A 26,719-nucleotide genomic window follows, 5' to 3' on the forward strand; every position below is an offset into this window, starting at 1 on the left:
CGCCAGATAGTGCGCAGATCGAATGCACAAACAATATCCACGTGAATGCGCGTCTGTGTTGAGTGGTGGGCTCAACGAGCGGACGTTCAAGAGCGACTTCGTGCCGCTTATCCATCACATGAATCAGGGGTTTCCGCGGTCCAAATTGACAGCACTTCATCAGCCCGTCTCCGAGGCAAATCTTTCGGGCTTCCGGCGAAACTGCCGATCGCGATGAAGCCCACGAGGTGCTCGGAACCCTTCAGCGCGAATGCCGAGCGCATCGCCTTGCTCGTTACACGCGTGCCGCTGACGATTTTCGTGCGGCAACCGAAGGACTCGGCTGCGAGCAGCACGTTCTGGATCGCCGAGCCGACGGAGATCCACTGCTCGTGCGGCGGAACGCGCGGATCGTCATCGGAGATGGTCGCGATCACCGCGAGCAGGCACGCTCCGTTGCGCGCGCGTTCGCGGGCGTCCTCCACGCGGGCGGCGTCGCTTTGCGGGTCGGCTTCCAGCGCAGCCCCGGCGAAAGCTTCGGCCAGCGCCTCCCGTTTCGAGTCCGGGATATGCACCAGGCGCATCGGTCCCCGGCGGCCATGGTCGGGCGCGGCGGCCGCGGCCCTCGCCATCTCTTTGAGCTCCTCAGGCGACGGTCCCGGATCGGAAAGATGTCTCGGCGATACCGATCGGCGGGCGCAGATGCGGTCGACCAAGTCGTTCATTCGCAGAACGGCTCGATGCGTAGCGGCATACCGGGTTCGATATTGGCCATGTCCGGCGGGAGCACCGCAGTTGCCATAGCAACAGCCATCGGGCTGAGGCTGGCCGAGGAACCTCGGCCAAGCATCTCGACGATGGGCCTGCCGTCCGTGTCCCGGCCGCCCCAGGCGACCGGGACATATTCGGTGCGGCCAGGCTTGCGGCGATAACTGAACCCGGAGACAGCCGGCATCCATGACGTATCGACGGATTTCATCCCCGCAGTCAGCTTGATCGCGGGCAGCGCGATCTGCGAGAAAGTCACCGCTGCGGCAAAAGGATTTCCCGGCAGGCCGAAGAACAGCGCACCGTCGATCTTGCCCACGGTCACCGGCTTGCCCGGCCGCATCGCGACCTTCAGAACCTCGAGTTCCGCGTTCTCGCGCCTGAGAACGTCCATCATGTGGTCTTCCTCGCCGGCGGAAACGCCTCCGGTCGTGATCACGACGTCGCAGGTCTCCGATGCTTCGCGAACAGCAACGCGGATCGTTTCCGGATCGTCAGGGACGATCCCGAAGTCGTATATTTCGCCCCAGGGGCGTTTCAGCGACGAGCGAAGGAAGTAACGGTTCGAGTTGTAAATCTGACCAGGGCCCAGCGGCTGGCCCGGTTCGCGCAATTCGGTTCCGGTCGAAATCAGGCCGACTTTGACCTTGCGCCGGACCTCGACGGCTTCCGTTCCAATGGCCGCGAGAAGCGCAATCCGGGCCGGCGTAAGCGACGTACCTGCGGGAACAGCCGCCGCCCCGTTTTCCAAATCCTCCCCGGCACGCCGGATATTCTGTCCCGTGCCCGGTTTGAGGGAAAAGGTTACGGTGTTGCCCGACCTTTTGCAGTTTTCCTGCATCACGACGGCGTCGAAACCTTTCGGAACAGGAGCGCCGGTGAAGATACGTACCGCGCTTGCTGGAGGAAACCGCCTTCCGGAGCCGTTACCTGCGGGAATCCGTCCCGATACGGGAATGCGCCAGGGACCGGATCCTGCGAAGTCCTTCGTCCGAACCGCATAGCCGTCCATGGCCGAATTGTCGAAGGCCGGGAGGCTGATGGTCGAGACGGTATCAGACGCCGAAATTCTTCCGACTGCCTCGATCAAGGGGACGCGCTCGATCCCGGTAACAGGGACTGCGGCAGCGATTGCCTTCGCGCCGGCGATATCGACAGGAAGGACATCTCCGGACTTTCCAGCGCAACAGGTTTCCGCGACCGGTTCGACGACATTCATCTCTGGGTGCATGGGACTCTTCGCAGAATTCAAAAGGACCCGCCGCGATAGCGCGGCGGGCCATCGGGGTGGGATCAGGCCGAAGTGTATTCCTTCGGCTTGAAGGACAGGTGTTTGACCGAGGCCGGGGCATCCGAGATCTTCCGGATGTTCGCCCAGGTCTGCTTGTAGTTCGGCAGGATCAACTCGTTCACGCCCGGATTGATGACGTTGCCCTGCGTGCCGCTCGGCGCGCCGAACAGCATGAAGGTTTCCTTCCGGCGTGCCGTCGGGGTCGGATATGCCATCGCCTGAGTCGCGCCGACGTCGTTGTAAACCTCGACCAGATCGCCTTCCTTCAGTCCCAGTTCCGCCATGTCCTCGGGATTGATCTCGATGAACGGGAATGGATAGCGGTCGGAAACGAAGTCGTTGTCCTTGTCGAGGAACCAGTTCTGCCAGTTGATGTTGGCGCGGCCATTGTTGATCAGGAAGGCGTAGCTGTCGCGCTGGGAGGCCTTGCCCGGAGCTTCGAGCCCGCGCCAGGCGCCGCCGCAGAACAGCGCCAGTTTGTCCTCGCGGCCGTGGCGGTCGAACTTGCCGTCCGCATATAGCCGCTTGGTGCCGACCAGCTTGCCGTCCTCGTATCCGGTGACCGGTTCCTGGACGCCGTTGTTGCCCATCGCGCGAAGGCGGTCATAGGTCACATCGGGATTTCCCGAGTTGTAGCCGTCCATAAAGGCGTCTTCCTCGGTTGCCCAGTCATAGCCCTTGAACTGATCGGCATAGTCGTCACGGCCCTCTTCGCGCAGGACACGCTCCAGGTTCTGCGCGAGTCCGGCGGCGATCAGGCAGTCGGGTTTTGCCGCGCCCGGGCCATCCATGAATTTCTCGACGAGCCGCAGGCGACGCTCCCCGTTCATGGAAGTCAGGTTCATCTCGCCGGACTCGACCGCCGGCAGGATGACATGCGCCGCCTGGCCGATCTGGCTGTGGATGATGTCCACATTGACCGAGAAGATGCCGCCGGCCTCGATGGCCCCGACGATGGCGTCGACCAGCTCTTCACGGGTCGCTCCCGCGCGCGCGTCCATGGCTTCCTTCACCATGTTGGTGCGCTTGTTGTAGACCCTCTTGAACTCCGAGGCGTTGAGCGTGGTCTTGTAGTGGTCGTTTGCCCAGATGTGGTGGACCTTGCCGTGCCCGGCGATGATCAGCTGATCGATATAGGGCGCGGGACGGCCGACATGGGCATCCGAGGGCCGGAAATAGCCTTCCTGGTGACCGCCGAGCCGGCACACGCCACCACCTTCGCGACCGATATTACCGGTCGCCAGCGCGATGTTCACCAGCGCGCCGATGGTTCGGTAATTGTCGTTGCCCCAGATGATGCCCTTCTCGTAGGCCGTCACGCATTTCCGGCGCGAGCCGTCATCCTTGGGCTTGGCGATCCATTCGGCCGCCTTGACGATGTCGGCTTCGGATATGCCGCAAGCCTCGGCGCCTTCCGCCAATGTCATCCTGCATTCATTGCGCGCCATTTCGAAGCTTCCGAGCGCGGCCGGAAAGGCCTCGTTCTGCTCCTGTGCGACGTCGCCCTGGAACGTCGATTTGGCGATGAAATCCTTGTCGACCCAGCCCTGATCCGCGATGTAGGTGAACAACGTGTTGAACAATGCCAGGTCCGTACCGGACTTGATCGCCAGTTGCAGAACATTGTCCTTGCCGGCTTCGGTTTCGCAGGCATTGACCGTGACGGTCCGGCGGGGATCGACGATCACCACCTTCGCGCCGTTGCGCAATCCGGGAACCATGTGGTTGAGGAACAGGTTCGACTGGGTCTCCAGCGGGTTGGCGCCGATCAGGAAGATCGTGTCGGTCAGCTCGTAATCCTCATAGGCGTAGTTCAGTTCGCCGATGCCCATGTCGCGGGTCGAATGGACTTCCGAGTTGTAGGCGGGGCGGTTGTGAATGCGGCAATGCTTCACCTTCATCGACTGGAAATAGAGCTTTCCGGTGCCCCAGGTGTTCTCGTAACCGCCGGCCGAGCCGCCATGGTCGAACATCGAGACGAACAGATCGTCTTCGTCGTCCTTGTCGATCACGCGGGCGGTGACTTGCGCGACCAGATCGAGCGCGTCCTCCCAGCTTGTCGGCTGCCAGGTGCCGTAGCGCCAAACCATCGGTTCCTCGAGACGCTGCTGCTGCGTACCCGTGATGTCCGACCGGCGGTTTTCGGCCATGCGCGCACCGCGAACCGATCCGAGGCCGGAATTGACCACGCAGTTCGGGTCCGGTTTGACGACCAGGTGGACATCCTTGCCGTCCTGTTTGACGACATTGTACATGGACGGCGCGTACCAGGCTTCCGTTTCGGCGGCCTGCTGCTCGGACAGGTCGACCCCGAATGCATTCTGGCCCGCGTCCGTTCCTCCCTGCTTATTAATCGGCCATGTGTAGGCATGATAGCCGCAGCCGACGATGCAGTAATGACAGGTAACATTGTGTTTCTTGGCGTCCGCCGGGATGATCGGCAGGCGGTCGATGTGTCTCTTGTAAGCCATGTGATCCTCCCTCAGAATACGTTGGACAGGCGCCCGTAAAGCAGTTCATCGACGCCTTCGGCATAGATGTCGCCCTTGTCGTCGACGCGCAGCATGAATTGCGGCAGGTTCTGGGTTGCGTGGCCCCAGGTTTGCTGGCCGCCGGCTTCGCAATCGAAGACCGAATAATGGCCCGGGCAATTCATGGTCCGGCGTTCGGCGTTGTAATTGAGCGGGAATCCCTTGTGGGGACAGACCGTCGAAAAACCGACGATGTCGCCATCCGGTCCAACGCCTCCCTCAACCGCCTTGCCAAGTTTCAACAGAACGCCCGGCGCTTCCTCATCCGGATAGGCGACGTCGAGCGGTTCGTTGAGTGCGAGATCGGCCACATTGGCAAGCCGGTTCGAAGGATATTCCAGCAGCGCCATTCCGGCGGCCCTGGCTTGTTCCACCGGCATGACGGACGCGGTGGCCGCGCCTGCGGCGGCAAGCGCGCCGCCCCTCAGAAACTGGCGACGGCCGACATCGACCATCTTGGTGCATCGTGACATGCTTTCCTCCCGAAAGTGTTATCTGCACTCCGGAAGCAGCAAGCCCTGTGCCAAGCCCTTTAATTCAGCAGTTTCAATGATGTATCTGGTTTCGAGCATTCGGGATCACCGATCATGTTCGGAAATCCGAACATGCTGCGCCGCCGAAGGTTCAGGATTCCGGACGGTCTGCCTTGATGCCAAGACGGGTCATCTTCTCCCAAAGCGTCGTCCGGGAGATGCCGAGCAGACGGGCTGCGTCCTGGATGTGTCCGGAGGTCTCCGTCAGGGCGCGTTCGATCTGGCGCCGCTCCGCCGCATCACGGATTTCGGACAACGGCCGGAAGCCGGCGGCGGTCGATCCCGTATCGGCCTTGTCGGGAAATAGGTCTCCGGGCATCAACCATTCGCCGCCTGCCAGCGCGACAGCCCGTTCGAGGCGATTGCGCAACTCGCGAATATTGCCCGGCCAATGATGCACCAAGGCGAATTCTTCGGCATGCGTGGACACGCCCCGGATGTCCTTGTCGTGACGCGCTGCGGCCTGCCCGAGAAGCAAGTCCGTCAGCCACGGAATATCCTCCGGCCGCTCGCGCAACGGTGGAATATCCGCCGTCAGCACGGCGATCCGGAAATAGAGGTCTTCCCGGAACGGCGGCGTGGCCGTCCGGTCCGACAGATTCCTGTGCGTCGCCGTCACAATCCGGGCGCGGAACGGGATCACCTCTTCCCCTCCGATGCGATGGAAGGTCCGATCCTCGATCAGCCGGAGTATCTTGGCTTGAAGCGCAGGCGGCATGTCTCCGATTTCGTCAAGGAAAAGCGTGCCCGTCGCTGCGCGCTCCGCGTATCCGAGATGCCGTTTCGCCGCTCCGGTGAAGGCGCCTTTCTCGTGTCCGAAGATTTCGCTTTCGAGGAGATCGGCGGGAATTGCGGCGCAGTTCACGGCCATGAACGGCTCGTCGTCTCTCTTTGACAGCGCGTGCAGGTGGCGCGCGGCCACCTCCTTGCCGACGCCGGTCTCGCCGGTGATCAGAACCGGCAGGTCGGTGCCGGAATAGCGCCGCAGCAAGGTTTCAAGCTCCTGCATCGCGGGCGATACGCCCAGCGCGTGGCCATCGGGCTCAGCCGGCGGGTGGATGCGCGCGTTATCGCGGATGCGCAACAGGAAGTCCTCGAAACGGAAAGGTTTCGTAACGTAGTCTGCTGCACCAAGGCGCATGAGCCGAACCGCCTGGTCAATTTCGCCGTATCCGGTAATGAAAATGAACGGCGGCACTGCCTTTTGACTCGTCAGGGTGCGGTAGATGTCCTCGCCGTTCATGTCCGGCAGCCTGATGTCGCACAGAACCAGATCGAGATCCCCGAACGTCTTGCCATGCGCCTGCAGTGCCTCCTGTCCAGTTTGCCACCAGCGAACGGCGCAACCTTCCAGTTCCAGCCGCTGAACGATCGAGCCACCCATGACGGGATCGTCCTCGATCAGGCCGATGTTCAGCGTTTCAGGCCGCATTGCTAATCTCCGAAATCCGCCGGGGGATCGACAGGCGGACAATCGTGTTCGATGCCGTTTCACTGGAAACCGAAATTGTGGCGCCGAGGTCGTCGGCGATCTTGCGCACGATCCAGAGGCCAAGCCCGCTTCCGTCGCGCGGGACTTCCCTGATCTTGCGGTCCGTCAGGATCGATTTAGCAGGTTCCGGCATGCCAACGCCCTGATCGGAAATCGCGATGTCCAGTCCGTGCGCGGTCACCGCGATCTGCATTCCAACGCGTCCACCCTCGGCCGTGACCGCCGCGGCATTGAGCAGAAGGTTCAACACCGCCTGACGAATTGGCCCGGCCGGCCAGTTCCGTTCGCCTTCGAGTGTTCCGTCGATCGAGCAGTCCAGCCGCTGTTTCCTCCGGCGCAATTCCGGACGGACCAACAGTTTCAGATCGGCGAAGTCTTGTTCTGCCAGCGGCCGGTTCAAGCGCTCGGGCCGGTAGGTCGCCAGCGCGGCTTCCACCACTTCGCGGATCCCATACAGGCCGCGCTGGATGAGCTCGATCGAGGATTCGCGCACGTTGCGCCGTTCACCGTGCAGACGCAGCGTGTCGACCGCATTCATCAGCCCGCCCAGCGGATTGTTGATTTCGTGCGCCATGCCGGAAGCCAACCGCCCCAGGCTCGCGAGCTTTTCCTCCTCCGCGAGTTGCCGGGCAAGCGCCTGCCGTTCCGTCTCGGAACGCACCAGCGCGTTGTAGGCCCGATAAACGCTCGCCGCTTCGCTGTTGGCGGCGGGAAACTCGCGTTCGCCGATCAGTGTCGCGGAGCCGGCCGCGGCATCGATCATATGGGTCTCGAGCACCTGCATCGGCCGGATCATCCGGCTGACCGTGACGAAGCCGACGAAACCGAGAAGCGCCGTAAACAGCGCATTGGTGGTGAGCAGAGTCACAAGAATTTGCCAGCGTTCGCGAAGCAGCGAGGAGACGTCGAAAACGGCATAGACGGCGCCGATCAACTGGTTCTGGTAAGCGATGTCGCGCCGCACATATCCGCTGCGGGTTTCAGGATCGATGGTCACTCCGGTTCCGTCAAACTTTCCTGCGAAGTCGGCATCAAGCGGACGGAGCGTCTCGCGCGCCACCGGATTGCTCGATGCCAGAACAAGACCGCTCTTGCCCGTCACGACCGTCTCCACGGGCAGGATGTCGTCGGCCGTGGGTTTCATGCGCTCGATACCGTCAAACACCTCCCAACTGTCTTCCCGCAGCACCGAAGGAGTGATCGAGGCAACGATTCCGTCGAGATAGGCCGAGGCGAGACCTTGAAGATAGGTCTCCTGGGTTTTCGACAGCCGGTCCAGGACCCTCTCGGAAATCACCGCCGAAATCGCCACCATCAGGATAACAACCATCGCCGGCACACGGATCGTCAGAGGCAGGCGCCTGACTCGCGCCAGCACGCTCACAGCACACCCCGCAGCATAGCGAACTTTGCCGCTATGCCATCGAACACGCTTGGATCGGCGACTTCGAAACCGGTCAGCCGCAGCATGTCCAGGACTCGCTGCCCGTCCGGCTTCTGCGCCATCGAAACAAGCGCATTCGTCAGCGCGTCGATCCGGTGGGAGTGCGCCAGGGTCTTGCTGGTTGCAATCGGCGGGAAGCCGAGCCACTCGGATTTTCGCAGCGGCTTCGTCCGGTTAACCAGTTCCGGTTCGATTTCCCGCATGACTTCCCACACGTAGCCATCGACGCTGCCCGATTGGGCCAGACCCGAGGCGACGGCGCGGATCACGTTGCGATGGCCGTAGGTGAACATGGTCTTCCGGAAAAAGACGTCCGGGTCGAGGCCGCGTTCATAGAGAAGTGTCCGCGTCACCAAGAAACCGGAATTGGAATCGGGGTCGGAAAAAGCGTGAATGTCGCCGGCGAGATCCTCCAGAGAATCCGCGTCGCGATCTGCCGCCACAATCAGGTAGGACCGATAGAAGGGCTTTCCGTTCCAGTCCGGAACCGCGACGAGTTCCAACTTGTCGCGATAATGGACATAGGGATAGCCGCAAATCCAGGCCGCATCCAGCTGACCCGATACGAGCAAGGCAGTGATTTCCTGATAGGTCCGCCGCGTGATCAGTTCGATCTGGTAGCCCGTTGCTTCGGAAAGATAGGCCTGCAGGGCGTCGAGAAGTTCGAGGTCATTCGTCAGAAAGACCGGCGTGAGGCCGAAACGGATTTTTTGCACTTCCTGACCGTATGCCCGCGAACCGGCCCAGGCGCAGACAGCCCCGATGCCCGCCAGCCGCATAGCGGCGCGGCGGGACCAATTCTTGCACGCAGCATTGAGAGGCGGCGCACCGCTCAATGAAGCTCCTCCCTTATTTCGGGTCACCGTAACCGAAAGATGCGGGCGATTCCATGTCCGCATGTAATTAACCGCGACGGCGCGGCGTAGTGCCCCCTGATAATGGAAGGGAAACAGCCAATGCCCGAGCACCCGGTCAAGGCTCGGCGCAACTGCCCACCTGGGAGGCGGAAAATACTCCCTCTCACTCCCCTGCTCCGGTCCAACGAAGCACGTCTAGGTGTTGAACCCCCTGAGTGTCTTGATCACCGCGTCGGTGACGTTGCGTGTGGTCGCCGAACCGCCCAGATCGGGCGTATGCAGATCCGGATTTGCCGTCACCTGTTCTATGGCCTTCAGCAGACGCTGCGCCGCGGCTGCCTCGCCGAGATAGTCGAGCATCATGCTGGCGGACCAGAACGCGCCGATCGGATTGGCGATGCCCTTTCCGGTGATGTCGAACGCCGAGCCATGGATCGGCTCGAACATGGACGGCGCACGCCGCGTCGGATCAAGATTGGCGGTCGGCGCGATACCGATCGAACCGGCCAGCGCCGCCGCCAGGTCGGACAGGATATCGGCGTGAAGGTTGGTCGCGACGATCGTGTCGAGCGAACGCGGATTGAGCGTCATGCGTACGGTCATCGCGTCGACAAGCACCTTGTCCCAGGTCACGTCGGGAAAATCCGCTGAAACCTCGCGGGCAACCTCGTCCCACAACACCATCCCGAACCGCTGCGCGTTCGATTTGGTAACGACCGTCAACAGTTTTCGCGGCCGCGACCGCGCCGTTTTGAATGCGAAACGCATGATCCGCTCAACGCCGGCACGGGTGAAAATCGCGACCTCGGTCGCAACCTCTCCGGGTAGTCCGCGATGGCTTCGCCCGCCCTGCCCGGCATATTCGCCTTCCGAATTCTCCCGGACGATGACCCAGTCGAGATCGCCCGGCTTCACGCCGTCAAGCGGCGCCTTGATGCCCGGCAGGATGCGCGTCGGTCGGACGTTTGCGTACTGGTCGAGTGGCTGGCAGATGGCGAGACGCAATCCCCAGAGGCTGACATGGTCCGGCACATCGGGGGCACCGACTGCACCGAAGAAAATCGCATCAAAAGCCCGGAGTCGTTCCGCGCCATCTTCTGGCATCAAACGGCCGGTTCGCCGGTAGCGGTCGGAACCCCAGTCGAACCGGTCGACGGCAAGCCGGATTTCTCCGTTCTGCCCGCACAGGGCATCGAGGACCTCGAGCCCCGCATCGATCACCTCGGCACCGATGCCATCTCCCGGAATCGCCGCGATTTTGTAAGTCGTTGTCATCGGCATTTCCTTTGCGACGGCGTCTCTGCGCGAAGGCTATTGCTTCAGCCAGGCCTTGAACGCATCGCCGAAATCCGGATGCCAGCGCGACAGGGGCGGGCGGTTTTCGGCGATGTCGCCGGCTGCCCAGATGATGCGCTTTTCATCGGTCGCGCGGTCCACCTCGTTGTCCGGGCACAGTATGTAGAAGTCGCCCCGGTCGACGGATTCGAACAGGAACGCCACGGTCTGCTCCGGCGTCCAGGCCCCGTCCGGCTTCTCGGTCCGACCATGCGCGGTCAGCGGCGTGAACACGAAACCGGGGATGAACAACCTTGCCTCTACCTGGCAATCGGGCATGTTGCGCAATTCGTGCTGCAGCGCTTCGGTGAACACCTTCACGCCGGCCTTGGAGACGTTGTAGGCGGGATCGCCCGGCGGGGTCGTGATCCCCTGTTTCGAGCCGGTATTGATGATCAGCCCGGGCTTGCCAGAGGCGATCATGCCCGGCGAAAAAATCTGCGAACCGCGGATGATCCCCCACATGTTCACGTCAATGATCCGGCGCCAGTTGTCTTCCATGTCGAAGATGGAGCTGCCGGGCTGCATGCCGGCATTGTTCATCAGAACGTTCACGGCGCCGAATTCCGCCGTGACCCGGACCTCCAGCGCGCGCAACTGGTCCGCGTCGCCGACATCGGCCGCAATCGCGACGACCTTGCTTGCCGGCACGCCGTCCGCCAGCAGCACGTCGCGCGCCTTTTCAAGCGCTTCGCCCGGCAGGTCAGCGATACAGACGGACAGCCCCTTCGACGCAAGATGACGCGCCGCGGCAAGGCCAATGCCCGATGCGCCTCCGGTAACGACCGCCACGTTTCCGTTCTGGATTGCATGGTGCATGTCTGAGCCTTTCTTGCTGATGATCGTGATGCGTTTCCTGTCAACCGGGCCGAACAGGCTCCCCGAACGGCTTCACGCCTTGTTTGCGCCCTTCAGCTTCTCCGGCGTCAGGTCGATGCCGTTGGCGCGGCCGACATATTCCGGCAGGTGCGGAACATAGTCCTCCGGCCCGTTACCGCCGGCCGCGACGGCCGCAGCGAAGGCATTCTTGGCGGCGTTGCCGACCGGATTCACCAGCCCGGCCGCATCGGCCATCGATTCCAGATATGTCAGGTCTTTCAGCGCGTTGGTCAGCGTGAACTTGTGCGCTTCCGGATTGCCGTCGATCGTGTAACCCATGAAGGTCTGGTAGAAGCCGCAATCCATCCGGCCGCCACGGATGACGCTATCGAAGCGTTCCGCCGAGATGCCGACCTTCTTCGACAATGCCAGCGCTTCGGCATAGAGCGCACCGTAGCCAAGCGAAAGGAAGTTGTTGAGCAGCTTCATGCGATGGCCGTCGCCGATACCGCCAATATGGACGACCTTGCCGGCCCAGGCATCAAGCACCGGGCGGATCCGACCAAAGACGTCGTCGTTCGCACCGACCATCGTGTCGAGTGTGCCTTCCCAGGCTTCCTTCGGTGTCCGGCCAAGCGGCGCATCCGCATAGTCGACGCCGATCGCAGCCAGTTCCCCGGCAAGCGCGATCGTCGAGTTCGGATCGGCGGTCGAGCAATCGACGACCACAGAACCCTTCTTCAATCCCTCTTTCAGCCCGGTTTTGCCGCGCACGATCGCCTCGACCTCGCGCGAACCGGTGACGCAGATGAAGACGACCGAGGAGCGCTCGGCAACTTCCTTCGCCGACGCGACCTCGACTGCGCCACGGCCGACGAGATCCTCGATCGGTTTGCGGTTGCGGTGACCGACAATCGTCAGGGAATAGCCCTTCTCGACGATGTTCTTGGCCATGCCGTGGCCCATCAACCCAAGGCCGATGAAGCCGATGGTTTCTTTTGTCTCAGCCATGGAAAATCCTTCTCCCAATTTTTTTGCGGCGGCAAATGATGATTGTTCACGGTCTTCGCGACGGGCCGTAACACTGCACACGCCGGACAATATTTCCTTATTTGAAGCCTTGTGTTAGCGCTGTCAATCGCCGATTCAGGCCATTTTCCAAACGGAACCGTAAATTCAGTGCAGATTGAACCGGCGTCGCAGGTCGTCGACCTGCACAGACGTCAGCGACCGTATTTTATGCTGTTTCAACATCAAAAACAGCTTGGCGGTTTCCTCCAGTTCCTCGGTGGCATATTGGGCATTGGCAAGGCTCGAGCCGGCGACCACCGGACCATGATTGGCCAGCAGGACGGCATGGTGACGCCCGGCAAGGGCCCCGACCGCCTTGGCCAGATCCTTGTCGCCGGGCGGGAAATAGGGAACCAATGGCAACCGCCCGACCCGCATGACGAAATATGCCGTCAATGGCGGCAGCACATCCTCCGGATCGACATCATCGAGAATGCTCACCGCCACCGAATGGGTCGAATGCAGGTGGACGACGGCGCCGGCATCGGAGCGCTGCCCATACATGGCGAAATGCAGGAAGGATTCCTTGGTCGGCGCGTCGCCGCCGATCAGGCGGCCCTCCTTGTCGAAATGCGAAAGGCGACCCGGATCGAGATCGCCAAGCGACGCATTGGTCGGCGTCATCAGCCAGCCGCCGTCGGAAAGGCGAACGGAAATATTGCCGGTCGAACCGAACGTCAGGCCCCGCTGGAACAGCGATGCGCCGACAGCACAGACTTCTTCCCGGATACGCGTTTCGTTACCCATTTACCCCGTCCTCGCACAGCAGGTCCCACGCCTTCACGAAAAAATCCCGCGACCCGAAATTCCCGGATTTCAGCGCAAGTGCGAGCCGCGCGCCGCCGCTGCTCCGCGTCCAGGGAACGCCGGGATCGATCTCGGGGCCGATTTCCAGCGCATTGACGCCGAGAGCGGAGACGACAGCGCCCGACGTTTCGCCACCAGCGATGAGGAACCGCGTAAATCCGTGCCCCAGAAGGCGCTTGCCGACCTCGGCCAGCATATCCTCGACCAATTGCCCCGCGCGTTCACGACCCAACTCCGCTTGCACGGAGCCAACCACATCCGGATCGGCGCTCGAATAGACCAGCGGAGGCCGGCCATCCGAGTTCGCGACGATCCAGTCAACGATCTCGGCGGCGCTGATCTTGCCATCCGCGATTTCGAGAGCGCCGACCTGCAATGCCGGGACACCGGCGGCAATTGCCGCCTCGATCTGTCCGCGAGTCGCGACTGAGCAGGAGCCCGCGATGATGACCGCCCTGCCCGCCGGGGCGGCCAGGGTCTGCGCCGGTTCGCGCAACTCGAGCTTGCCGGCGGCGCGGAAGTTCGCCGGCAGACCCATGGCGATGCCGGACCCTCCGGTGATCAGCGGCATGCCGTAACAAGCCTCGCCGATAGTCCGTAAATCGGCGTCACGAATGGCGTCGACAATAACGATCCGGATCCCGTCCGCCCTTGCCGCTGCAAAGGCATCGCGTACGGACTGCGCTCCGGCCTCAACGCTGACAAGATCGACCAGTCCGACCTTGCCTTTCGTCTGGCGCTGCAGGAACCGGACGAGATTTGCGTCGCGCATCGGGGTCAGCGGATGATCCTTCATCGGACTTTCGGACAGCAATTTGCCGCCGACGAAAAGATGCCCCTGATAGATCGACCTTCCCGCGGCCGGAAATGCCGGACAGGCGATCGTAAGGTCGGTGCCCACGAGTTCCATCAGCGCTTCAGCAACCGGGCCGATATTACCCTCGTCAGTTGAATCGAATGTCGAGCAATATTTGAACAAAAGCTGTTCGGCCCCCGCCGCCAGCAGCGCACGCGCCGATTGCAGCGACATGGACACCGCTTCATTCACCGGCACGGTCCGTGATTTGAGTGCGACGACCACCGCATCGGCGTCGCCGAAGTCGAATCCTTGCTGCGGCACATCAATCACCTGGATCGTCTTCATTCCCTCCCGCGACAGCATGAGAGAAAGATCGGTCGCACCGGTAAGATCGTCGGCAACAGCGCCAAGAAGCATCAGGAATTCCCCTACCCGTGTTGTTCGTCAGGCTGTGGCGCCAACGACGATTTCGTATCCCGTGTTGATCGTGGCCGGCGCACCATGCTGCACCGGCGTTTCGAGTATCTTCTCGACAGCGGTCCTGCCGATCTCGAAACGGTGAGAGCGGATCGTCGACAGAGGCTGCGGCAACGCGCCTCCGATCTCCAGACCGTTGAAGCCGAAGATGGCAAGATCGTCCTTGAGCGCGATGTTTTGCGCCAGGCAATGGAAAACGCCGCCGATGGCCATGTCGTCGTTGGAAAACACTACGGCATCGATCCCGGGCGTGCGGGTCAGAAGCGCCTGCAATGCCTGGCGTCCCGCCATGGTCGAACTCGGCCCCTGGAACAATTCCTGGTCGACCAGTGACAATCCGCTGCGGTTGAGTGCATCGCAAAGCCCGTCAAATCGCAGGCGCGCGCGGCGGTCGGACAACCAGTCGTGACCGACATAGCCGAACTTGCGGTATCCGCGTTCCAGGAGATGACGGCCGGTGTCATAGCCGGCGCCGCGATGTGACATCCCGACGGCGATATCGATCGCCTCGGAATCGATATCCATAAGTTCCGCGACACGCACGCCGGAATTTCTGAGCATCTGCCGGGTTGCATCCGTGTGGTCGAAGCCGACAATGAGCATTGCCTGCGGTTTCCAGGCGAGCAGCGAACGTACGAGTTGTTCCTCGATTTCCATATTGTAGTCGGTGATGCCGACGACCGGCTGGATGCCGGTCGGTCCCAGCGCCGAATGGATACCGCGCAACACCTCCGGAAAAACGATGTTGGACAGGGACGGGATCACGACACCCATCAGGTTGGAGTCCGCGGATGCGAGCGAACCGGCGAGGCGGTTCGGCACATATCCCGTCTGCTTCACAGCTTCCAGGACCTTTTCCCGGGTCTGTGTGGAAACCGGACCATTGTTCCTGAGCACACGCGAAACGGTGATCTCGCTGACGCCCGACATCTTGGCCACTTCGGTCAGCGTAACTTTTTGCTTTCGATCCGGCTGGCGGCGCCCGCTCTTCATTGGTCTACCATTTGTTGTCCGCCGGGACTTGACCGGCAGCACGTTTCAGACAGGGCGTCAGCAGGCTTATTTCGGAGAATGGCACTTGCCTATCGTTCCGATTTGGTCCTTAATGACAGCGCTAACACCGTTATCAAAACCGCAATCTACCGACAAGCCTTTTTGACCCATTTGCTACATGGTGCCAAGTGTCGAGGTCGGAGGAGAAACTTGCGCCGCGGGAAAGCGCGGTGAAGAAGGAGCCAAATGACGAACGTGGGAATTGGGCGCGCCGCAGTGATTGGCCTGGGATCGATGGGCCTTGGCATGGCACAATCGCTCTTGCGGTCAGGTATCGAGGTTGCAGGGTACGACATCAATCCCGACGCCGTCGCGAAATTCGCGAAAGACGGCGGCATTGTCGCGGAGAGCCCGGCTGATGCGGCGCGCGACGCGGATGCGGTCGCGGTGGTCGTCGTTAATGCACAGCAGACCGAAGCGGTCCTGTTCGGCGGCGATGGCGCGGCCCCGGCCATGAGGCGCGGCGGCGTTATCCTGTCATCGGCAACGATGGCCCCGGAAGCGGCGCGCCGACTGGCTGGAATGGCCGAAGCCGCGGGCCTGGAATATCTCGACGCGCCGATCAGCGGCGGCGCGATCAAGGCGGCCTCCGGCGAGCTGACCGTCATGGCCTCGGGGCGCCCCGAGGCGTTCTCGCGAGCCAAGCCCGTCCTCGATTCCGTGGCCGGCACGGTTTACGAACTGGGTGACGAAGCCGGGATCGGCGCGTCGTTCAAGATCGTGAACCAGCTTCTGGCCGGCGTTCATATCGCGGCGGCCTGCGAGGCGATCACCTTCGCCAAGCGGCTGGGCCTGGATATCGACATGGTCTACAAGGTGATCACGGCGTCGGCCGGCAATTCCTGGATGTTCGAGAACCGCGTTCCGCACATCCTCGATGGTGACTATTCCCCGCGCAGCGCAATCGAAATCTTCACCAAGGACCTGGGCATCGTCAGTGACATCGGACGCGAGACCAAGTTCCCGCTGACGATGGCCGCGACTGCCCTGCAGATGTACCTGATGACGGCCGCGGCAGGGATGGGAAAAGACGACGATTCCTCGATCGCGCGGATGATTGCAAAGATGACCGGCCTCGAACTGCCGGAAAAGAGCGCCTAGGGATCACATATCATGCCGAAATTCGCCGCCAACCTCTCGATGATGTTCAACGAGTGGGACTTTCTCGACCGCTTTGAAGCTGCCGCGCAGGCGGGTTTCGAGGCCGTCGAATATCTTTTCCCCTACGCCTTCGATCGGGACGACATTCGCGAACGGCTCGCCCGTCACGGCCTGACCCAGGCCCTGTTCAATCTTCCGCCCGGCGACTGGGACAACGGCGAACGCGGCATCGCGGCGCTTCCCAGGCGCCAGGACGAGTTCCGCGCCTCCGTCGCCACGGCTCTCGACTATGCCGCCGTGACCGGCGTCGGGCGGATGCATGTGATGAGCGGCAACGCCGAGCGCGGCGACGCGCAGGCCGACGCCGCCTACCGCGACGCGCTGCGTTTCGCCTGCGATGCCGCAAATACCCGCGGACTGGACATCCTGATCGAGCCGATCAATCCGCGCGACATGCCCGGCTATTATCTGAACGATTTCGATTTCGCCGCCGACCTGATCGCCGATCTCGGCCTGCCCAATCTCAAGCTGCAGTTCGATATCTATCACCGCCAGATCATCCACGGCGACGTGATGAAGGGCCTGGAGGCGCTAATGCCGGTCATCGGCCACGTGCAGATCGCGTCGGTTCCGCTGCGCAACGAGCCGGGCACCGGCGAACTCGATGACGCCCGCGTGCTGCGCCATCTCGACGCGCTCGGCTATGAGGGTTTCGTCGGCTGCGAATACCGGCCGGCGGGCGCAACGCTCGATGGCCTCGCCTGGCGCGCGGCCCTGGGTTTCTGAATCCCTCCCCATATCCATGAAATGAAAAAGCGCCGGCCCGAAAGCCGGCGCTTGTCGCTCGGGAGGAAGCGACTGCGGTCTCAGTAGCCGGGCACGTATTGGCGCCAGCGATGCTGTTCCTTGAAGCCGAGCACTTCGCGCGTCTTCTTGTTCGAAAGCAGCGACTCGAACTCCCCGAGTTCGCCGTTGACCGGCGTGCCGGGGAAGAAGCGTTCGATCAGTTCCTTGGTCGGCACATCGCAGGAAGTCTCGTTATTGGCCGCGTTGAAGACCTGGAAACCCAGCCCGTCCTTCTTGATGGCGAGATCGGCGATCTGGCCGAGGTCGCGGGCGTCGATGTAGCTCCAGGCGACGCGCTTGCGGAAGCCGGTGTCTTCGAACCATTTCGGGAACAGCGCATAGTCTTCCGGCGAGATGACGTTGCCAATCCTGAGGGCGTAGATGTCGGCACCGGTGCGCATCGCGAAACCGCGGGCGGTCACCTCGTTGATCACCTTGGACATGCCGTAGCTGTCCATGGGATCGGTGTCGTAATCCTCGTCGAGCGGGAAGTAGCGCGGGTTCTTGTGCTCGTTGGCGAAGACCACGCCGTAGGTCGTTTCCGACGAAGCGATGACGACCTTTTTGATCCCCAGCTTCACCGCGGCCTCGATGACATTGTAGGTGCCCATCGTATTGATGCGGAACGTCTCGTTGTCCGGGGTGATCATAATGCGCGGGATGGCGGCAAAGTGCACCACCGCGTCGACCGGCTTGGGGCGGAGATCCGGGTCGAACTCATGTAGCCCCATGTAGCTCGACAGCGCGTTGAACATCTGTCCGGAATCGGTGATGTCGGCGATCAGTGTCCGGACTTTCGGATTGTCGAGCGGCTTCGTGTCGATGTTGAGGACCTTATGGCCCTGCTCGACCAGATACTGCACGACGTGACGGCCAGCCTTGCCGCTGCCGCCGGTGAACATGATTTTCTTCGCTGTCATTGCGCAACTCCTTCTGTGCTTGATCGGATTTCTCGGGATTGACGGCAGAGAGAGAACATCGACCCGCGCTACCGCGAGATGCCGAAATCCGGCCTCTCCACCGGATTGGGATTAGCCGGTGGCTACCTGCATGATCTGCTCCTCGCCCGCCTCCTCGCGGGAGAGAATGCCGCCTATACGGCCTTCCTTGATCACGATGACACGGTCGCTGATAGCGATGATTTCAGGCAGATCGGAGGACACCACGATGATCGCCATGCCCTGGCTGGCGAGTTCTTCCAGTAGCGCATGGACTTCCGCCTTTGCGCCGACATCGATGCCGCGTGTGGGCTCGTCGACGATCAGGATTTGCGGGCGCCGTGCCACCCATTTGGCGATGGCGACCTTCTGCTGGTTCCCGCCACTGAGGTTGACCACTTTCTGCTCGATCGAGGGCGTCTTGATCCCAAGGGTTTTCACGAAGTCCTCGCAGCGCGCGCCTTCCTTCGCGGAATTGATGAACGTCGCCGAGCAGTATTGTTTCAGATGGGTGAGGCTGAAATTTTCGCGCACCGTCATGTCGAGCACCAGCCCCTGCCCTTTGCGGTCTTCGGTAACGAAGCCGATTCCGAGGCGTATGGCGGTTCCAGGGTCGCGTATATCGGCCGGGCGGTCGTTGATCCTGATATGGCCGGTATATTCCCGGATGCCGAAGATCATTTCCATGATCTCGGTGCGTCCTGACCCGATCAAGCCGAAAAATCCCAGGATCTCGCCCTTGTGCAGATCGAACTGGATATCCCTGACCCTGGCGCCATGAAGGCTCGGCCGTTTCAGCGTCAGGTTCCGGGTCGATAGCACGACGGTGTCGGTCGCGTGCGAATGATGGTCGCCATAGAGCTCGCTGAGTTCCCGATCCACCATCTTGCGCACCAGGATATCGCGCGTTACCGCCTCGATCTTCAGACTGTCGACCGAAACGCCGTCACGCAGGATTGTGACGTGATCCGCAATCTCGAAAATCTCTTCGAGGCGGTGGGAAATATAAACGATACCGATATTGCGCGCCCTGAGCGCGTGGATGAGATTGATGAGAGTTTCGGTTTCGTGCTGGCTGAGCGACGCCGTCGGCTCGTCCATGACGATAATGCGGGAGTCGTATGAAATCGCCTTTGCGATTTCGATCATCTGCTTCTGCCCGATACTGAGCTCACTCACCTTCGTCTTGGGATCGATGTCCAGATCGAGCTGGGCAAGAACCTGGCTCGCCTTCGCGTTCATGCGGCGGTAGTCGACGAAACCCGCACGGTTCAGCGGTTCATTACCGAGGAAGATGTTCTCGGCAATGTTCAGGTTCTCCACCATGGAGAGTTCCTGGTAGATGATGGAAATTCCAAGCGACCGTGCATGGATCGGGTCGCGGATCTCGACCGGCTCGCCCTCGATACTGATCGTACCGCCGGGATCGGCCTTGAAAACCCCGGTCATGATCTTCATCAGAGTCGATTTGCCGGCGCCGTTTTCCCCCGCGATCGCATGCACTTCCCCCGCATACAGCTTGAGATCGACGTGATTGAGGGCTTTCACCCCGGGAAACGTCTTCGAGATATTGTGCATTTCAAGAAAGGGAACCATCATGGTGCTCCGGCAAACGGAACTCCGGCCAGGCTATCGCCAAATGGACCTGACCGGAGCGCCAAGCAGTTGGCTTACTTCGTGTAGCTGTCGAGGTTCGACGCATCGACGACTGTGACGCCGGTGTCGATGTCTTTCGGGTTCGTTTCCTCACCCGTGATCTGGGCCACAAGGTGTTCAACCGCCAGGCGGCCCATGGTCACGGGACGCTGCACCATGATGCCTTGGATAAAGCCTTCCTTCACGCCCTTGATGGTGTCGGGCAGATCGTCGAACGCGAACACCTTGACCGCACCCTTGCGCGACTCGAACTCCTTGCTGGCTATGACCTTGGCAACGGCCGGGCCGCCGACCTGGCTCACGCCGAAGATGCCCTTGAGGTTCGGATGACCGCGGAACAGCGCCTCGACGACCGAGACCGCCTTGGCGAGATCGTCTTCGGTGCCTTCGACGGCGACGACCTTGATGCCCGGATAGTCGGCAAGGGCCTTCTTCACGCCATCAATGCGCTCGTTGAGGTTCGTAGCGCCGAGCTGGCCGGTCACGATCGCGACCTCGCCTTCACCGCCGAGCGCGTCTGCCATCGACTTACCCATGGTCTCGCCCGCGGCCTCGTTGATCGTGCCGATATACATTGAACGGCCGGAATTCGCGGAATCGGAGTCGAAGGTAAGAACCTTGATACCCTTGGCGACGGCTTCCTTGATCACGCGCTCGACCGATTTCGGCTCGTTCACGGAAATCGCGATACCGTCGACATGCTTGGCCATCAGGTCCTCGATGATGCGAACCTGGGTGGAGCCCTGCGTATCCTGCGGCACGACCCACTGGTAGTTCACGCCCAGCTTCTTGGCCGCTTCGGCCGCGCCGGTATTACAGTCGTCGAAGAACGGAACGGCGACTTTCGGCACCACCGCAACGGTGATGTCCTTGGCCTGGGCAATGGTGCCGGCCGCAGCAAGCACGGTCATGGCGACCAGGGCTTTCATGGATGCGCGTAAGAGTTTCATCGGATTTTCCTTCCTTGGTGACATTTCACTTCTCCGTATGGCGGGATGTCTCCATCCCGCTTTCGCAACGGTCCTGTGCACGACAAGTCTCCTCCCTTGTTCAGTCACAACTACCTGCGAAACTTTGTGCGCAGCACGTCCAGGCTGACGGCGATGATGATCACCGCGCCGGTAATGGCCTGCTGCGCGTAAGTATCGATGTTCATGAGCACCACGCCGTTGGCGATGATGCCGGCAAGCGCAGCGCCGATAACGGCACCCTCGACACTGCCGATTCCGCCCGCGAGGCTGGCGCCGCCGATGGCGGCTGCGGCGATCACATTGAGCTCGGCGCCGAAACCCGATGCGGGTTCCGCGGAGAGATAACGCGAAAAGCTGATAACGCCGGCGAATGCCGAGATGAGTCCGGACAGCATGTAGACATAAAGCTTGATCCGGTCGGTCTTCACGCCGCTCAGTCGCGCCGCATGTTCGTTGCCGCCGGTGGCATAGACATGCCGGCCGAAACGCGTCTGGCGCATGATGATCGAGAAGATCACAGTCAGCACGATCAGCAGCACAACGGGAATCGGGATCACGCCAAGATAGCCCTGCCCGATTTCAACGAAAGCGTCCGGTACATCCGGCGTCAGCGGCACGCCGTGGGTGATCATGTACATCATCCCGCGGCCGATGCTCAGCGTACCCAGCGTAGCGATGAAGGGCGGCAGCCCGATGACGGTGATCAAGACTCCGTTGAAACCCCCGAAGACCACGCCGACCCCGAGACCGGCGCTGATCGCAACCGGCATCGACATCCCCTGATCGAAGCAAAGAGCGGTAATCAGCGAAGCTAGCCCCATAACGGAACCGACCGAAAGATCGATACCGCCGGTGATGATGACCAGGACCATGCCGATCGCCATGATCGCCGTCAGCGAGAATGACCGCGAGACGCCCATCAGATTGTCGACCGTCAGGAAGTAGGGCGTGGCGAAACTGATCAACGCGCCGATCACGAGCAGCGCCGCGAGCACGTTGAGTTCGCGAATCTTGATGAAGGACGACCAGATCGTCCGGCCGCGCCGTGCTTTGGCGGGCATTGGATTGGCGCTGCTATCGGCCACTGACATGAACCTCCCTTTCTCCTCCGCCCGACCGCCAAGGCACCCTGCATTCAGGTTTGCGCCGCGGCAGTTTCCACTGCGGCTCCGCGCTTGGCTTGATCGGGAGCGCGATCACTGGCTGGACCTCAAAGCCCGCTTCGAATTCACCAGTGTTAGCGCTGTCATTAATGATTGTGAATAAATCGGAATGAGTCAATCCGTTTCGAAAAAAATATAACGGCGCTAATCCGGGAGGATCCGCTTGCCGCCCAACTCTGCCCTAAACGCAGCGCGCCAATGCCGGCATTGGCCAAAGCGGGCATCCCGAAAAGTTACCGGGCGACTTAACGCCGTACCCGGATCTGAGCCGCATAAGTGGTGCAGAATGCAGTCCGCCGGACAGTTCCGGCCAGGTCGCTAAATGGCTTGCCTGCACTGGCTGAGAATCCAGGTTCCACAGCCAATCCCTTCTCAAGTTTAAGGCCTCGTAAGTGCCGCACCCGTTTCGACGCGGAGAACCGCACCGCCATGCAAAGGCGGTGAGGAATTCGGACTGCCGCAGGACGCGCGTGAGTTTTCCGCTCGCGGCTCCGAATGGTTTCGCGCCTGATCCTTTCCCGTTGCACCAGGATGGTTTGGCCACGACCGGGACAGACGTCGGTCGGCGCAGTCCCGCCGGTCATGCCGGACTATTCAATTGAACACAACGGAATATGCTGCAGATTGGAAAACTCCGAATTATCATCGGTAAATAGCCACGCATATTTGCCTATTGACGGCAAAACGCTTTTCATTGTTATGTTTATTTGAATATATCGATAAAGCCGAATGAACCGCAAACTGCATGTTCGTCGACGAGACTCCGGAGTGGAACGATGCCGATAAAAACAGGTGCGATAGCGGCACTTGTCGTCGCGAACCTGCTGTCCGGTCCGGCCCTGGCCGACCAGACCAATGTCGCCGTGGCGGCGAACTTCACGCAGGCCGCAAAGGAGATCGCCGCGGCCTTCCAGGCCGAAACCGGTCACGAGGCGGTGCTGAGTTTCGGCTCCACCGGTCAGCTCTACACGCAGATCACCCAGGACGCACCGTTCGAGGTGTTTCTTGCCGCCGACACCAGGCGCCCTGCAAGGGCGCTGGCAGACGGCTTCGGCGTCGAGGGCTCGGACTTCACCTATGCGGTTGGCAAGATCGTGCTGTGGAGCGCCGACGCGGCACTGGTGAAAGGCGGGGAAACGCTTGATGCAGACGGCTTCGACAGGATCGCCATCGCCAATCCGGACACCGCGCCCTACGGCGCCGCCGCCGTCGAGGCGATGAAGGGTCTCGGCGTCTACGACATGCTCGAAGCAAAGATCGTGCAGGGCAACAACATCGCCCAGGCCTTCCAGTTCGTCGAGACCGGCAATGCGGAACTCGGTTTCGTCGCCAAGTCGCAGATCGCGGGCAACGATGCCGGCTCGCGCTGGGAAGTCCCCTCCGAACTCTATACGCCGATCCGGCAGGACGCCGTGATGCTGAAAAAGGGCGCGGACAACGCCGCGGCTGCCGCCTTTCTCGACTTCCTGAAAGGACCGGTGGCGGACACCGTCATCAAGAAGTACGGATACGGCATCGAATCTGGTAATTGAGGCTTGTGCAAGGTCTTTCACCTGAAATCTGGACCGCGGTCCGGCTGACGATCGAACTGGCGACGCTGACGACGGCGATCCTGCTTGTCGTCGGCACGCCGGTCGCGTGGTGGCTTGCGCGGTCGCATGCCTGGTGGAAGGAGGGCGTGGCGGCGATCGTCGCCCTGCCGCTGGTGCTGCCGCCGACCGTGCTCGGCTTCTACCTGCTGGTGGCGCTCGGGCCGAGCGGCCCGGGCGGCGTGCTGGCCGGGCTGTGGGGCGCGCGCACCCTCGCCTTCACCTTCGAGGGTTTGGTCATCGGCTCCGTCGTCTATTCGCTGCCCTTCGTGGTGCAGCCGATCCGAAACGCCTTCGAGGCAATGGGCGACCGGCCGCTGGAGGTCGCCGCGACGCTGCGCGCCTCGCCGATGCGCGCCTTCTGGACGGTCGCGGTGCCGCTCGCCCGGCCCGGATTCCTCACCGGCGCCGTGCTCGGCTTCGCGCATACGGTCGGCGAGTTCGGCGTCGTGTTGATGATCGGCGGCAACATTCCCGGCGAGACGAAGGTGCTCTCGGTCGCGATCTACGACTTCGTCGAGAGCCTGCGCTGGCGCGAGGCGAATATCCTCGCCGCAGGCATGGTCGTGTTTGCCTTCGCCGTCATCCTGGCAATGACGCTGATCGAGAAACGCATGCGGCGAGCCGGGCAATGACAGGCGCGGACAACATCGAGGTCGCGTTTGCCGGACGCCTCGGCGGCTTCGACCTGGACGTCGAATTCATTGCGCCGGGCCGGGGCATCACCGCGCTGTTCGGGCCGTCCGGCTGTGGCAAGACCAGCGTGCTGCGCTGCATCGCCGGCCTGCAGCGCCTCAACGGCAGCTGCCGGGTCGGCGGCGACACATGGCAGGACGAGCGGACTTTCCTGCCACCGCATCGGCGGCCGGTCGGCTACGTGTTCCAGGAGGCGAGCCTCTTCCCGCATTTGTCGGTGCGCGCCAACCTGCTCTATTCCTCGCGTGGCGAGGTTCCCGCCGACGGTCCCGGCCTGATCGGCTTCGACGAGGTGATCGACCTTCTGGGACTTTCTCCCCTGATGGAACGCGCGCCGCAGAACCTGTCGGGCGGCGAGCGGCAGCGCGTGGCAATAGGCCGGGCGCTGCTGTCGCAGCCGCAACTGCTGCTGATGGACGAGCCGCTGTCGGCGCTCGACCGCCAGACCCGTGATGAGATCCTGCCGTTCCTGGAAAGACTGCACGAGACGCTGGCGATCCCGGTTCTCTACGTGACGCACGACATCGCGGAAGTGGAGCGGCTGGCGGACCATCTGGTCCTGCTGCGTGCGGGCAAGGTGGTCGCCGCCGGCCCGCTCGGTGCCTTGCAGAGCGACATCAACCTGCCGCTGGCGCTGCAGCGCGAGGCGGCTGTCAGCCTCGAAGCGATCGTGGCCGGATTCGACGCGACCTACGGGTTGCTGGAGCTTGATGTCGCAGGCGGCCGGTTCCTCGTTCCGGGCCCTTCGGACCATGTGCCGGGAACCGGATTGCGGCTGCGCGTCGGCGCCGGCGATGTCTCGATCGCGCGCGAGGAGCCCCGTTCCACGTCGATCCTCAACGTTTTGCCCGCCCGTATCGTCTCGTCGCGCGCGGCAAGCGAGAAAGAGATGATCCTGGTGCTGGCTCTGGGACAAGACGGCAACGGCGCGCATCTGCTGGCGCGCGTGACCAAGCGCTCGTGGGACCTGCTGGACCTCGCCGACGGCGCGGACGTCTTCGCCCAAATCAAGAGCGCCGCCCTCGCCTCGCGCTGACGGGTTCCTTCCATTGCGGGCGCGTTTCGCATTGATATAGTGGGCGGGCTATAACGAAGACAAACCGGGAGCCCGCCGCAATGCCGTCGCTGAGCCTTCGCATCAATCTCGACCCGGACGGCCGGATCGGCCCCGGCAAGATCGAGCTGCTCGAACAGATCGCGGCGTTCGGATCGATCTCGGCCGGCGCGCGGCAGATGAAGATGTCCTACAAACATGCCTGGGGCCTCGTCGAGGATATGAACCGGGTGTTCGGAAAGCCGGTGGTCGCGACCAGCCACGGCGGCAAACGCGGCGGCGGCGCCGAACTGACGCCGGTCGGCCTCGCTGTCGTCAGCCGATTTCGCGCCATCGAACGCGCAGCAGCGGCGGCGGCCGAACCGCATATTTCGGCGCTGCAGGCCGACATCGAGGCAGCCTGAGGCTGCTTACACGCTGCGGGCAGCTTCGATGCCGGACGAAGCGAAACGCGGCACATAGGCGCCCATCTGCAGGCCGCGCTCTGGATCGGAGGCATTGCCGTCGAGCGCCCGCTTCTTGACGCCCTGCAGGATGCTCGCCATGCGGAAGAAGCAGAAGGCCAGGTAAAATCCGAAACGGTCGATCCTGCTGACGCTGGTGCGTCGGCAATAGGCCTCGATGAACTCGTCGTCCGACGGCAGGCCCTGCGCCGCGCGATCCACCCCGGCAAGCCCCCGCCCCTGCGGTCCGGTCGGAAGGCGCCATTGCATGATCACGGCGGCGAGATCGGCGAAAGGATGGCCGATGGTCGAAAGTTCCCAGTCGAGCACGGCCAGGCATTGCGGGCCATCGGGCGCGAACAGCATGTTGTCGAGCCGGTAGTCGCCATGCACCAATGTGCGTCGCCCGTCGTCGTCCGGCACGTTGGCGTCGAGCCAGGCCATCAGTTCTTCCATCTCCTGGATGTTCTCGGTCTCGCTCGCCCGGTACTGCTTCGACCAGCGGTCGATCTGGCGGCGATAGTAGTTGCCTGCCGCACCGTAGTCCGAGAGGCCGACCGCATCGATATCGACCCCATGTATGGCCGCCAGAACGCGGTTCATCTCGTCGAAGATGCGGCCCCGCATCTCCTGGTCGACTCCGTCAAGGCGCGGGTCGTCGAAATTGCGGCCGCGCACATCCTCCATCGCGTAGAAGGCCGATCCGATCACCGTATCGTCCTCGCAGAGCACATACATGTGCGCGACGGGAACATCGGTGCCGGCAAGCGCCTTCTGGACGCGGTACTCGCGATCGACCGCGTGGGCCGACTTGAGCAGAACGCCCGGCGGCTTGCGGCGCAGCACATAGGTGCCGCCGGGCGTCGACAGCCGGAATGTCGGGTTCGACTGTCCGCCGGGAAACTTTTCCGCCTCGACCGGTCCGCGAAATCCGGGAAGATGTTCCTCAAGCCAGTGGCCGACGGCGTTTGTGTCGAGTTGTGCGGAGGCGTGGGTCATCCTGTCC

The 26,719-nt window shown here is 62.1% G+C and carries 23 protein-coding genes and 1 pseudogene; 6 read left to right on the top strand and 18 right to left on the bottom strand.

Features of this window, described 5'->3' with window-relative positions; all coding sequences use genetic code 11:
- Nucleotides 1-107: 107 nt before the first annotated feature.
- The 13 genes and pseudogenes from IG169_RS14630 to IG169_RS14685 form a co-directional block, all read right to left on the bottom strand.
- Nucleotides 108-704 carry a nitroreductase family protein gene (locus tag IG169_RS14630; RefSeq protein WP_193176965.1) on the bottom strand — a complete coding sequence of 199 codons (597 nt, stop codon included), beginning with the start codon at nt 702-704 and terminating at the stop codon, nt 108-110.
- Nucleotides 701-1,978, bottom strand: a complete 1,278-nt coding sequence (locus IG169_RS14635; protein WP_246717392.1) for a molybdopterin molybdotransferase MoeA — start codon at nt 1,976-1,978, stop codon at nt 701-703. Before IG169_RS14635 ends, IG169_RS14630 begins: the two co-directional genes overlap by 4 nt.
- Nucleotides 1,979-2,040: 62 nt before the next feature.
- Complete coding sequence (locus IG169_RS14640; RefSeq protein ID WP_193176966.1) at nt 2,041-4,509, bottom strand: arsenate reductase (azurin) large subunit; 2,469 nt, start codon at nt 4,507-4,509, stop codon at nt 2,041-2,043.
- A gap of 11 nt (nt 4,510-4,520) precedes the next feature.
- Nucleotides 4,521-5,042: an arsenate reductase (azurin) small subunit gene (locus IG169_RS14645; RefSeq protein ID WP_193176967.1), complete on the bottom strand. Its 522-nt coding sequence runs from the start codon at nt 5,040-5,042 to the stop codon at nt 4,521-4,523.
- A 151-nt stretch (nt 5,043-5,193) separates the two neighbouring features.
- Nucleotides 5,194-6,534, bottom strand: coding sequence for a sigma-54-dependent transcriptional regulator (locus IG169_RS14650; RefSeq protein ID WP_193176968.1), 1,341 nt, complete (start codon nt 6,532-6,534; stop codon nt 5,194-5,196).
- Nucleotides 6,524-7,924 (bottom strand): sensor histidine kinase, encoded by a 1,401-nt coding sequence (locus IG169_RS24370; protein WP_343225662.1) that lies wholly within the window; start codon nt 7,922-7,924, stop codon nt 6,524-6,526. The genes IG169_RS14650 and IG169_RS24370 overlap by 11 nt, the downstream gene beginning before the upstream one ends.
- A 50-nt stretch (nt 7,925-7,974) precedes the next feature.
- Nucleotides 7,975-8,874: a substrate-binding domain-containing protein gene (locus tag IG169_RS24085; RefSeq protein WP_246717393.1), complete on the bottom strand. Its 900-nt coding sequence runs from the start codon at nt 8,872-8,874 to the stop codon at nt 7,975-7,977.
- 216 nt (nt 8,875-9,090) lie between these two features.
- Entirely contained in the window at nt 9,091-10,170 is a 1,080-nt protein-coding gene (locus tag IG169_RS14660) for a tartrate dehydrogenase (protein ID WP_193176970.1), read from the bottom strand.
- 36 nt (nt 10,171-10,206) lie between these two features.
- Nucleotides 10,207-11,049: an SDR family NAD(P)-dependent oxidoreductase gene (locus IG169_RS14665; protein ID WP_193176971.1), complete on the bottom strand. Its 843-nt coding sequence runs from the start codon at nt 11,047-11,049 to the stop codon at nt 10,207-10,209.
- Nucleotides 11,050-11,089: 40 nt separating this feature from the next.
- Nucleotides 11,090-12,060, bottom strand: a pseudogene (locus IG169_RS14670) (NAD(P)-dependent oxidoreductase).
- 165 nt (nt 12,061-12,225) lie between these two features.
- Nucleotides 12,226-12,867 carry a 3-oxo-tetronate 4-phosphate decarboxylase gene (gene otnC, locus IG169_RS14675; RefSeq protein WP_193176973.1) on the bottom strand — a complete coding sequence of 214 codons (642 nt, stop codon included), beginning with the start codon at nt 12,865-12,867 and terminating at the stop codon, nt 12,226-12,228.
- On the bottom strand, nt 12,860-14,143 hold the full coding sequence (gene otnK / locus IG169_RS14680; protein ID WP_193176974.1) for a 3-oxo-tetronate kinase: 1,284 nt from the start codon (nt 14,141-14,143) through the stop codon (nt 12,860-12,862). Before otnK ends, otnC begins: the two co-directional genes overlap by 8 nt.
- A gap of 27 nt (nt 14,144-14,170) precedes the next feature.
- Entirely contained in the window at nt 14,171-15,196 is a 1,026-nt protein-coding gene (locus tag IG169_RS14685; RefSeq protein WP_193176975.1) for a LacI family DNA-binding transcriptional regulator, read from the bottom strand.
- 246 nt (nt 15,197-15,442) lie between these two features.
- Here IG169_RS14685 and ltnD point away from each other — a divergent pair, with 246 nt between their 5' ends.
- On the top strand, nt 15,443-16,357 hold the full coding sequence (gene ltnD, locus IG169_RS14690) for an L-threonate dehydrogenase (RefSeq protein ID WP_193176976.1): 915 nt from the start codon (nt 15,443-15,445) through the stop codon (nt 16,355-16,357).
- 12 nt (nt 16,358-16,369) lie between these two features.
- Complete coding sequence (gene otnI / locus IG169_RS14695) at nt 16,370-17,143, top strand: 2-oxo-tetronate isomerase (RefSeq protein WP_193176977.1); 774 nt, start codon at nt 16,370-16,372, stop codon at nt 17,141-17,143.
- 80 nt (nt 17,144-17,223) lie between these two features.
- Here otnI and IG169_RS14700 read toward each other — a convergent pair whose 3' ends face one another.
- From IG169_RS14700 to IG169_RS14715, 4 genes are all read right to left on the bottom strand, one after another.
- Complete coding sequence (locus IG169_RS14700) at nt 17,224-18,123, bottom strand: NAD-dependent epimerase/dehydratase family protein (protein ID WP_193176978.1); 900 nt, start codon at nt 18,121-18,123, stop codon at nt 17,224-17,226.
- 111 nt (nt 18,124-18,234) lie between these two features.
- Nucleotides 18,235-19,740: a sugar ABC transporter ATP-binding protein gene (locus IG169_RS14705; RefSeq protein ID WP_210326036.1), complete on the bottom strand. Its 1,506-nt coding sequence runs from the start codon at nt 19,738-19,740 to the stop codon at nt 18,235-18,237.
- Between the two features lie 71 nt (nt 19,741-19,811).
- Nucleotides 19,812-20,747 (bottom strand): sugar-binding protein, encoded by a 936-nt coding sequence (locus IG169_RS14710; RefSeq protein WP_193176979.1) that lies wholly within the window; start codon nt 20,745-20,747, stop codon nt 19,812-19,814.
- Nucleotides 20,748-20,857: 110 nt separating this feature from the next.
- A complete protein-coding gene (locus IG169_RS14715; protein ID WP_210326037.1) occupies nt 20,858-21,859 on the bottom strand; it encodes an ABC transporter permease in 1,002 nt (333 codons plus the stop codon).
- Between the two features lie 848 nt (nt 21,860-22,707).
- Between IG169_RS14715 and modA the strand changes: the two genes are divergently transcribed.
- From modA to IG169_RS14735, 4 genes are all read left to right on the top strand, one after another.
- A complete protein-coding gene (modA, locus tag IG169_RS14720) occupies nt 22,708-23,463 on the top strand; it encodes a molybdate ABC transporter substrate-binding protein (protein ID WP_193176980.1) in 756 nt (251 codons plus the stop codon).
- Between the two features lie 5 nt (nt 23,464-23,468).
- Complete coding sequence (gene modB, locus IG169_RS14725; protein ID WP_193177005.1) at nt 23,469-24,155, top strand: molybdate ABC transporter permease subunit; 687 nt, start codon at nt 23,469-23,471, stop codon at nt 24,153-24,155.
- The gene (gene modC, locus IG169_RS14730; RefSeq protein WP_193176981.1) at nt 24,152-25,252 is read left to right on the top strand and encodes a molybdenum ABC transporter ATP-binding protein; all 1,101 of its coding nucleotides are present in this window, start codon (nt 24,152-24,154) and stop codon (nt 25,250-25,252) included. Before modB ends, modC begins: the two co-directional genes overlap by 4 nt.
- A gap of 80 nt (nt 25,253-25,332) precedes the next feature.
- A complete protein-coding gene (locus IG169_RS14735; RefSeq protein ID WP_193176982.1) occupies nt 25,333-25,674 on the top strand; it encodes a winged helix-turn-helix domain-containing protein in 342 nt (113 codons plus the stop codon).
- A gap of 6 nt (nt 25,675-25,680) precedes the next feature.
- Here IG169_RS14735 and IG169_RS14740 read toward each other — a convergent pair whose 3' ends face one another.
- Nucleotides 25,681-26,712, bottom strand: a complete 1,032-nt coding sequence (locus tag IG169_RS14740; protein ID WP_193176983.1) for a phosphotransferase family protein — start codon at nt 26,710-26,712, stop codon at nt 25,681-25,683.
- Nucleotides 26,713-26,719 lie beyond the last annotated feature (7 nt).

Origin of the sequence: Oricola nitratireducens (genome assembly GCF_014904745.1) — a bacterium.
Taxonomy (GTDB): Bacteria; Pseudomonadota; Alphaproteobacteria; order Rhizobiales; family Rhizobiaceae; genus Oricola; species Oricola nitratireducens.

Bases quoted from the DNA above. Each gene is read 5' to 3' on its own strand.
- modC (WP_193176981.1), top strand. From the start codon at position 24,152: ATGACAGGCGCGGACAACATCGAGGTCGCGTTTGCCGGACGCCTCGGC.
- IG169_RS14635 (WP_246717392.1), bottom strand. From the start codon at position 1,978: ATGCACCCAGAGATGAATGTCGTCGAACCGGTCGCGGAAACCTGTTGC.
- ltnD (WP_193176976.1), top strand. From the start codon at position 15,443: ATGACGAACGTGGGAATTGGGCGCGCCGCAGTGATTGGCCTGGGATCG.
- otnI (WP_193176977.1), top strand. From the start codon at position 16,370: ATGCCGAAATTCGCCGCCAACCTCTCGATGATGTTCAACGAGTGGGAC.
- IG169_RS14740 (WP_193176983.1), bottom strand. From the start codon at position 26,712: ATGACCCACGCCTCCGCACAACTCGACACAAACGCCGTCGGCCACTGG.
- IG169_RS14650 (WP_193176968.1), bottom strand. From the start codon at position 6,534: ATGCGGCCTGAAACGCTGAACATCGGCCTGATCGAGGACGATCCCGTC.
- IG169_RS14630 (WP_193176965.1), bottom strand. From the start codon at position 704: ATGAACGACTTGGTCGACCGCATCTGCGCCCGCCGATCGGTATCGCCG.
- IG169_RS14700 (WP_193176978.1), bottom strand. From the start codon at position 18,123: ATGACAGCGAAGAAAATCATGTTCACCGGCGGCAGCGGCAAGGCTGGC.
- IG169_RS14640 (WP_193176966.1), bottom strand. From the start codon at position 4,509: ATGGCTTACAAGAGACACATCGACCGCCTGCCGATCATCCCGGCGGAC.
- modA (WP_193176980.1), top strand. From the start codon at position 22,708: ATGCCGATAAAAACAGGTGCGATAGCGGCACTTGTCGTCGCGAACCTG.
- IG169_RS14660 (WP_193176970.1), bottom strand. From the start codon at position 10,170: ATGACAACGACTTACAAAATCGCGGCGATTCCGGGAGATGGCATCGGT.
- IG169_RS14735 (WP_193176982.1), top strand. From the start codon at position 25,333: ATGCCGTCGCTGAGCCTTCGCATCAATCTCGACCCGGACGGCCGGATC.
- IG169_RS14715 (WP_210326037.1), bottom strand. From the start codon at position 21,859: ATGTCAGTGGCCGATAGCAGCGCCAATCCAATGCCCGCCAAAGCACGG.
- IG169_RS14665 (WP_193176971.1), bottom strand. From the start codon at position 11,049: ATGCACCATGCAATCCAGAACGGAAACGTGGCGGTCGTTACCGGAGGC.
- IG169_RS24370 (WP_343225662.1), bottom strand. From the start codon at position 7,924: ATGGTTGTTATCCTGATGGTGGCGATTTCGGCGGTGATTTCCGAGAGG.
- IG169_RS14645 (WP_193176967.1), bottom strand. From the start codon at position 5,042: ATGTCACGATGCACCAAGATGGTCGATGTCGGCCGTCGCCAGTTTCTG.
- IG169_RS14710 (WP_193176979.1), bottom strand. From the start codon at position 20,747: ATGAAACTCTTACGCGCATCCATGAAAGCCCTGGTCGCCATGACCGTG.
- IG169_RS14685 (WP_193176975.1), bottom strand. From the start codon at position 15,196: ATGAAGAGCGGGCGCCGCCAGCCGGATCGAAAGCAAAAAGTTACGCTG.
- otnC (WP_193176973.1), bottom strand. From the start codon at position 12,867: ATGGGTAACGAAACGCGTATCCGGGAAGAAGTCTGTGCTGTCGGCGCA.
- otnK (WP_193176974.1), bottom strand. From the start codon at position 14,143: ATGCTTCTTGGCGCTGTTGCCGACGATCTTACCGGTGCGACCGATCTT.
- IG169_RS14705 (WP_210326036.1), bottom strand. From the start codon at position 19,740: ATGATGGTTCCCTTTCTTGAAATGCACAATATCTCGAAGACGTTTCCC.